The following is a 7,249-nucleotide window of genomic DNA, read 5'->3' as shown; positions in this document are numbered from 1 at the left end:
GCCGAGCTGGACCGCGACCACCGGAGGCACCGCCGGTCCTCCGCGCTGGCCGCCTGGTTCCGGGGGTCCAGGGCAGGCATGCACAGGAGACGCGTGAGGTCCTTGTTCGTGACGCGGAGGCACGGAATGCGTTCGGGGTGGCGCAGTGATCGGTGTCGGACCGGCGCGACCGGCGAGGGCTGTGCCATCGTCGGGAGGGGGCGGAGTCCCCGCCGATCCGGAACCGACACCCAGGAGACGACCGCATGGCGCACGCCGCGCTGATCATCCACAGCGCACGGAAGGTCGACGCGGCCGGGACCGTGGAGGACCACTGGCTCCTCGCGCGGGACGGCGCGATCACGGCGACCGGCACCGGCACCGGCTGGCAGGCGCAGGCGGAGGGGGCGGAGCTGCACGACGCGCGGGGCCTCACCGCTGTCCCGGGCTTCCTCGACCTCCACGTGCACGGAGGGGGCGGTCACGGCTTCGACGGAGGAGCGGAGGCGATCCGCGCGGGCCTCGCGCTGCACCGCTCCCGCGGCACCACGCGCTCGCTGGTCAGCCTGGTCTCGGCGCCGCTGAAGCAGCTGGAGTCCTCTCTGGACGCGGTCTCGGCCCTCGCGGCCGCCGACCCGCTCGTGCTCGGCGCGCACCTCGAGGGCCCGTTCCTCGCGCCCTCGCGCAGGGGAGCGCACGACCCCGCGGCTCTCGTGCACCCCTCCTCCGGCGCTGTCGGCCGGCTGCTGGACGCCGCCCGCGGACGCCTCGCGCAGATCACGCTCGCGCCCGAGCTGCCGGGAGCCCTCGCCGCGGTGGAGCGGCTCGCCGGCGCCGGCACGGTGGTCGCGGTGGGCCACACCGAGGCGGACGCCGACCAGGCGCGGGCCGCGTTCGACCGCGGAGCCCGGCTGGTCACGCACGCGTTCAACGCCATGCCCGGGATCGGCCACCGCTCCCCGGGCCCGATCCCGGTGGCCCTGGGAGACGAGAGGGTCGCGCTCGAGCTGATCCTCGACGGCCGGCACGTGGACGTCGAGGTGGTGCGGCTCGCGTTCGCGGCTGCTCCCGGGCGGATCGCGCTCGTCACCGACGCGATGGCGGCGGCCGGGGCGGGCGACGGAGCGCACCGCCTCGGCCCGCTCGACGTCGAGGTGCTCGGCGGAGTCGCCCGGCTCGCGGGCACCGCTGTGCTCGCCGGATCCACGCTCACGCAGGAGGAGGCCCTGCGGCGGGCCGTCGGGCCCGGCCGGCTCGGGCTGGAGGCGTCCGTCGCCGCCCTCACCGCCGTTCCCGCCCGCGTGCTCGGCCGTGGCGACCTCGGCCTGCTGGCCCCCGGGTACCGCGCCGACGTCGTCCTGCTCGACGCATCGCTCCGCGTGCAGCGGGTCTGGGCCGAGGGGCGCCCGTTCCCCGACTCCGCGGCCGGCGCGACCCGGGTCAGGGCGTCGGCGTGACGGTCCAGGTCCCCTCGGTCTGGACGGCCATGACGCCGGGCAGGTCGGCCTCGAACACCTCGGAGAAGGCGACGGAGTCGCCGAACAGCTGCGGCTGATCGGAGGTCGTGAACACGCGGCCGGAGAACGAGTCGTCCGGACCCGCGGGCGTGTAGTCGACCGTCACGCGCGGGACGTCGTCGGAGAAGAACAGAACGGCCGGGCCGGTGCCGGACTGCGCACCGCTCACCGTCGCGAGGTCGTTCCAGCTCTGCAGGCCGAGCGTCCACGGCCCGTCGGCTCGGACGATCACCTGCTGCTCGACGGGGTCGTCGCGGAAGATCCCGGTCAGGAACGACCCCGTCATCGGGGCGGCGGCCTCGCCGAAGGGCGTCATCCGGCCCGCGGCGGTGACGATCGCCGTGCCGGTGCAGGCCGAGCAGTCCAGGCTCAGGACGACCGCGAACTCGCCCTGCCGCTGGAACGACACGTCGGCCGGGCCGGTGCCCGAGACGGTGGCGGGGACTCCCTCGCCGACCGGCCCGGCGTCGACGACGGTTCCGACCGGCTCGGCGGTCGCCGGAGCGGAGGGGGTCGGGCTCGGAGTGATCAGGTCGGTGATGGCGGGTCTCGGCGTCCGCGAGGCGGGCGCGGACGCCGTGGCGCCCGCCTCGGCCCCGCCGCCGGCGGTGCACCCGCCCAGCAGCAGGAGCCCCGCCGCTGCCGTCGTCGCCACTGCCGCTGTCGTCCCCCGAGCCCTCATGCGTCCAGACTGCCAGGGCTGGTCCGGATCGTCGTTCCCGGAGGGAGTCAGAGGAGCAGGATGCCGAGGCCCGCGGCGGCCAGGACGACGATCCACGGGGGCACCGTCCAGCGCGTCAGCGCCACGAAGGCGCCGATCGCGAGCGCCAGGGCGCCGGTCGAGCCGATGCCCTCCGTCAGCACCGGGTCGTAGAGGGCGGCGCCGAGCAGTCCCACCACGCCGGCGTTCACGCCGGCCAGCGCCCTCTGCGCGACCTGCAGGTGCCGCAGCCGCTGCCAGAACGGGAGCACGCCGACCACGAGCAGAGCGCCCGGCAGGAAGATCGCGACCAGCGCGATCGCCGCCCCCGCGACGCCGTCCGGCGTCCCCGCGCCCACCGCGCCGAGGAATGCGGAGAAGGTGAAGAGCGGGCCCGGCACCGCCTGCGCCGCGCCGTAGCCGGCCAGGAACTCGCTCTGCCCGACCGTGCCGGCGCCGACCGTCTGCGCCTCCAGCAGAGGCATCACGACGTGGCCGCCCCCGAACACCAGAGCGCCCGACCGGTAGAAGACGGAGGCGAGACCCGCCGCTCCCTCGCCGGTGAGCGCGGCGAGCAGGGGGAGGCCGACCAGGAGGAGCCCCCAGAGGGCGAGGGCCGAGACCGCGAGCGCCGTCGGGATCCGGACCGCGAACCCCGGGCCCTCGTCCGGAGCCGCCTCCTCGCGGCGGAGCCACAGGACGCCGGCCAGGCCCGCAGCCGCGATCACCGCCACCTGCAGCGCGGGCTCCGGGGCGAGGAGGACGGCGACAGCCGCTGCGCCGGCGATCGTCGCGCGGCGGCGGTCCGGTGCGAGCGAGCGCGCCATCCCGAGCACGGCCTGCGCGACGACCGCGGCCGCCGCCGCCTGGAGGCCCAGGAGCCAGCCGGCGGAGGCGACATCGCCCGCACCGGCGACGAGCCCGGCGACGAGCACAAGGGCGATCGCCGAGGGGAGCGTGAATCCGCACCACGCGGCGACGAGTCCGGCGAGTCCCGCGCGCTGCAGGCCGACCGCCATCCCGACCTGGCTGGACGCGGGTCCGGGGAGGAACTGGCAGAGCGCGACGAGGTCGGCGTACGCGCGATCGGTCAGCCAGCCGCGGCGCACCACGAACTCCTCGCGGAAGTAGCCGAGGTGCGCGATCGGCCCGCCGAACGAGGTCAGCCCGAGGCGGAGGAACACGAGGAGCACGGAGAGGGTGCCGCCCCGCTGCAGCCGACCCGTCTCCGACACAGGGGGCATCCTGCCAGACGGCGGTGTCCGGCACGCGTCGTGTCACCGGAAAAGGGACGATAAGCGACCGGATAAGTGATTTCTGGCGAGTTCTCTTCCCGTTGATAAAGCGGTGGGTGGAATACTGAACCCCTTCTCATTCCCTCTGTTAGCCTGATCCGGCTTCCCTTTCCTTCTCGAGGAGAAGGTGATCCGCATCAGTAGCGCGAGCACTGCCGCTCGTTCACTGAACGCCTTCTGCTCCTCTTTCGATCGGTGTACCCGGAACGGTGACGATCGGAAAGGCTCTCTCTTCCGTGACTCCTCAGGACACTGCCGTCGGCGACTCCGCCGACTCCTCCCGCACCGGCTCCCGATCGGGCGTCAAGGCCCTCTCCGCTCTCTCGCGCCGCACGATCCTCGCCGGATCCGTCGCCGGCGCGGGCGCGATCGCGTTCGCGACGCCGGCCCTCGCGGCCGGCGACCTCACCGCGGTGCCCCGACTGCCCGGCGAGGTCTCGCGCCTGTCGACCGCCACGTCGAAGACGGGCGGGAAGCGCTACGAGATCATCGACGTCGTCGTCGCGGGGGACCGGGCGCGCCTGTTCGTGCCGCACGCGACGCCTCCGTCGCAGACCAGGGGTGCATCGATGCTCTGGTACTACCACGCCCGCAACGGCACCCACACGGCGCTCTCGAGCGCCTTCGCCTACTCCGCCGACCTCGCCGTGGACCGCGGCATCGTCAGCATCTGCCCGACCTACGGCGGCAGCATCTGGTCGAGCCCGCGGGCGATCGAGATCCAGGCCGCGGTCGCCGCCTGGGCCTCGTCGGTGTGGCGGATCGACGCGAGCCTCCTGCGGTCCGATTCCGGGGGCGGGCCGCTCCTGGCCTGGGCCTACGGGAAGCGGCTGGTGCCGAACATCCGGGGAGCGTACCTCTGCAGCAGCTCCTACGACATGGAGGAGCGCGCGGCGAGCGAGCCGGACAAGATCGGCCCCGAGTACGCGGACGCCGCGGCGATCGCCGCCACCAACCCGGCGCGGCTGCCCGCGTCGGTGTGGCGCGGCGCCCGGCTGAGGATCACCGGATCTCCCGACGACGTCATGGTGCCGCTCGCCCTGCACGGCGCCGCCCTGCACGCCGCGGCTCTGCCCCTGGCGAAGGAGGTGACGCTGCGCACCCACCCGGGGGAGGGCACCGACGGCCACAAGGTCCCGAGCTTCACGAACAAGGAGATGATCGACACCTTCCAGCGCTGGATCGCCGAGGGCCCCGTGCCGCAGACGGAGCCCGAGCCCGAGACGCCGCCCGTGTCCACGCTGCCCGGCGCGGGCACCTACGAGAACGGCGCCGCGCAGATCGTCACCACCGGCACCTGGACGACGCTGAAGGCCACCGCGGACAGCGGCGGGAGCATCGCCTACTCGACCAGCTCCGGCGCCTCCGCGACGCTCGCCTTCACCGGCACGAGCATCGCCTGGATCAGCCGACTCACGTCGTCCTCCGGGATCAACGACGTCGAGCTCGACGGCGTGAAGGTCGCCTCCGTCGACCGCTACAGCGCGTCCACCCGCTCGAAGCAGACGGTGTGGAGCAGCGGACAGCTCGCGGCCGGGCCGCACACGCTGACGATCCGCCGGGGGAGCAGCCGCAATCCGGCCTCGACCGGCAGCAACCTGCTGCTCGACTCCTTCGTGGTCGGCGACGCGACGCCTCCGCCGGCGACGACCCTGCCCGGAGCGGGCACCTACGAGAACGGCGCCGCCCCGATCGTCACGACCGGCACCTGGTCGACGCTGAAGGCGAGCACGGACAGCGGCGGCAGCATCGCCTACTCGACCACCGAGGGCGCCTCCGCCACCCTCGCCTTCACCGGTACCAGTGTGAGCTGGATCAGCCGCCTCACCGGCTCGTCCGGCATCAACGACGTCGAGCTCGACGGAGTCAAGGTCGCGTCCGTCGACCGATACAGCGCCGCGACGCGGTCGAAGCAGACGGTCTGGAGCAGCGGACAGCTCGCGGCCGGGCCGCACACGGTGACCATCCGCCGCGGGAGCGGGCGCAACCCGGCCTCGAGCGGCACCAACCTGATCCTCGACGCGTTCGTGGTCGGCGACGCCGCTCCGGTCCCCACGGTCACCGTGCCCACGCCGATCGCGGAGTGGTCCTTCGCCGAGAGCGCCGCCCCCTTCGCCTCGGCCGTCGCGGGCGCTCCGGCGCTCCGGCAGGGCGCGGGCTCTTCCGCCCGCGCCGTCGCCACGCCGTTCGGCACCGGAGTCGCCCTCAACGGGACGACGGACCACCTCGTCGTCCCCAAGGACGAGGTCGGCCCGCTCAACCTGGGCGCCTCGACCGGCCAGGTGACGATCGCGGTGTGGGTGCTCAACTCCGACGCGGACGGCGCCTGCATCGCGGGCGTCTGGGAGGAGTCGACGGTCGGGCCGCTGCGCTCCTATGCGCTGTTCAACAACCTCCCCGAGTACGGCGGCTGGGAGCGCGTGTGCATGCACGTCTCGAAGCTCGGCGGGCCGACGCCCGGCTACCCGTACTCGCGCGACTACTCGGTGGAGCCCCGCCGGATCACGCGCGGCGTGTGGCAGCTGCACGTCGGGACGTACGACGGCGCAGTCGCGGTCTCGTACCTCGACGGCGCCGCCACCGCGTACCCGGTGTACACCGACAAGCTCGGCGCGACCTACGCCAAGAACCCCTACGTCTACCCCGACGGCCTCAACGCGGCTCAGGGCGACTTCGTGGTCGGAGCGGTCGGCCGGGACGGCACGATGATCAACCGCTTCGCCGGCTCCCTCGCCCGACTGCGGGTGTGGGACCGGGCGCTGACCGCGGAGCAGGTGAAGCAGCTCTACTCGGCCGAGAAGGGCGCTCTCGGCTGACGACCCGAGGGCGGAGACACGAGTCCGAGAAGCGGATGATCCGCTTCTCGGACAAGGCCGTGTGAGCAATAGCCGGTGTCCCTCTTTCGAGGATGATTTTATCGGCTGAATTCGGATCTGCGGGCGGCCGCTCCACTGCTGCTCCGCCGTTCTCCGCCGCCTGTGTCCGCTGCGCGGGATTCCGCACTCACGCGGACGTGCGCTCCCGGAGGGGCGGACCGGGAATTCATCGCCCGGCGGCCGCGCAGCCCTGTCCCGGATCTCGGAGTGCGGCCCCGCGCCAGATGCGCACCGGCGCGACCACCTCCCAGCCGAGGGTGAGGTAGAGGGCGCGGCCGTCCGTGCTGGCGACGAGGAGACCGCTCCGTGCACCCTCGGACCGGGCCCAGGCGATGAGGGCGTCGACGACCCGCCGTCCCAGCCCGCGTCGGCGGAACCGCGCATCGGTCTCGATCCGGTCCAGGACCGCGACCGTCCCGTGCACGGCGGCGGTGCCCTGAGCGGCGACGACTCCGTCGACCAGCAGCCGGACGCTCGCCACTCCGTCGGCGGCCTCGAGCACGGCTCCCGCGAGCAGGGCACCCTCGGCGGTGCGGCCCGGGCCGAGGAGCGCCGCCATCAGGCTCTCGTCGCCCGCGACGAGCTCGAGCCCTGCGGCGGGCGCGAGGCGGGCGTCGTCGCCCAGGCCGATGACCGTCAGCCACTCCCGGGGCCCGGCCGTCTGCTCGGCGCCCGCCTGCAGCGCGGAGGGCGACGGATCGACCAGGATCCGCTCCCGCGTGCGCGACTCCGCTCCGACATCGACCAGCCACGCCCCGTCCTCGCGGACGCGCTGCACGCCGCGTGCACGGCACCAGCCCTCGATCCAGTCGTCCACCCGCTCCGTCGTCGTGATCACGCCCCGAGAGTAGCCGCGACCGGACGGGCGCGATCGTGGAAGCC

General features: G+C 74.0%; 5 protein-coding genes. 2 read left to right on the top strand and 3 right to left on the bottom strand.

What is annotated here, in order from left to right:
- The first annotated feature begins 245 nt into the window (after nucleotides 1-245).
- A complete protein-coding gene (locus C5C27_RS16050; RefSeq protein ID WP_104314905.1) occupies nucleotides 246-1,436 on the top strand; it encodes an N-acetylglucosamine-6-phosphate deacetylase in 1,191 nt (396 codons plus the stop codon).
- Here C5C27_RS16050 and C5C27_RS16045 read toward each other — a convergent pair.
- Nucleotides 1,420-2,151 (bottom strand): hypothetical protein, encoded by a 732-nt coding sequence (locus tag C5C27_RS16045; protein WP_104225243.1) that lies wholly within the window; start codon nucleotides 2,149-2,151, stop codon nucleotides 1,420-1,422. The two genes, C5C27_RS16050 and C5C27_RS16045, sit on opposite strands and share 17 nt — an antisense overlap.
- Before the next feature lie 74 nt (nucleotides 2,152-2,225).
- A complete protein-coding gene (gene chrA / locus C5C27_RS16040; protein WP_104314904.1) occupies nucleotides 2,226-3,440 on the bottom strand; it encodes a chromate efflux transporter in 1,215 nt (404 codons plus the stop codon).
- A gap of 287 nt (nucleotides 3,441-3,727) precedes the next feature.
- On the opposite strand from chrA, the gene C5C27_RS16035 reads away from it, so the two are divergent.
- Complete coding sequence (locus tag C5C27_RS16035; RefSeq protein WP_104314903.1) at nucleotides 3,728-6,307, top strand: LamG-like jellyroll fold domain-containing protein; 2,580 nt, start codon at nucleotides 3,728-3,730, stop codon at nucleotides 6,305-6,307.
- 226 nt (nucleotides 6,308-6,533) lie between these two features.
- Here the strand turns inward: C5C27_RS16035 and C5C27_RS18425 are convergent, their stop codons facing one another.
- A complete protein-coding gene (locus C5C27_RS18425; RefSeq protein WP_219813191.1) occupies nucleotides 6,534-7,205 on the bottom strand; it encodes a GNAT family N-acetyltransferase in 672 nt (223 codons plus the stop codon).
- Nucleotides 7,206-7,249: the final 44 nt, after the last annotated feature.

Origin of the sequence: Rathayibacter sp. AY2B7, assembly GCF_002931635.1 — a bacterium.
Taxonomy (GTDB): domain Bacteria; phylum Actinomycetota; class Actinomycetes; order Actinomycetales; family Microbacteriaceae; genus Rathayibacter.
This window is presented reverse-complemented; position numbering and strand designations above follow the sequence as displayed.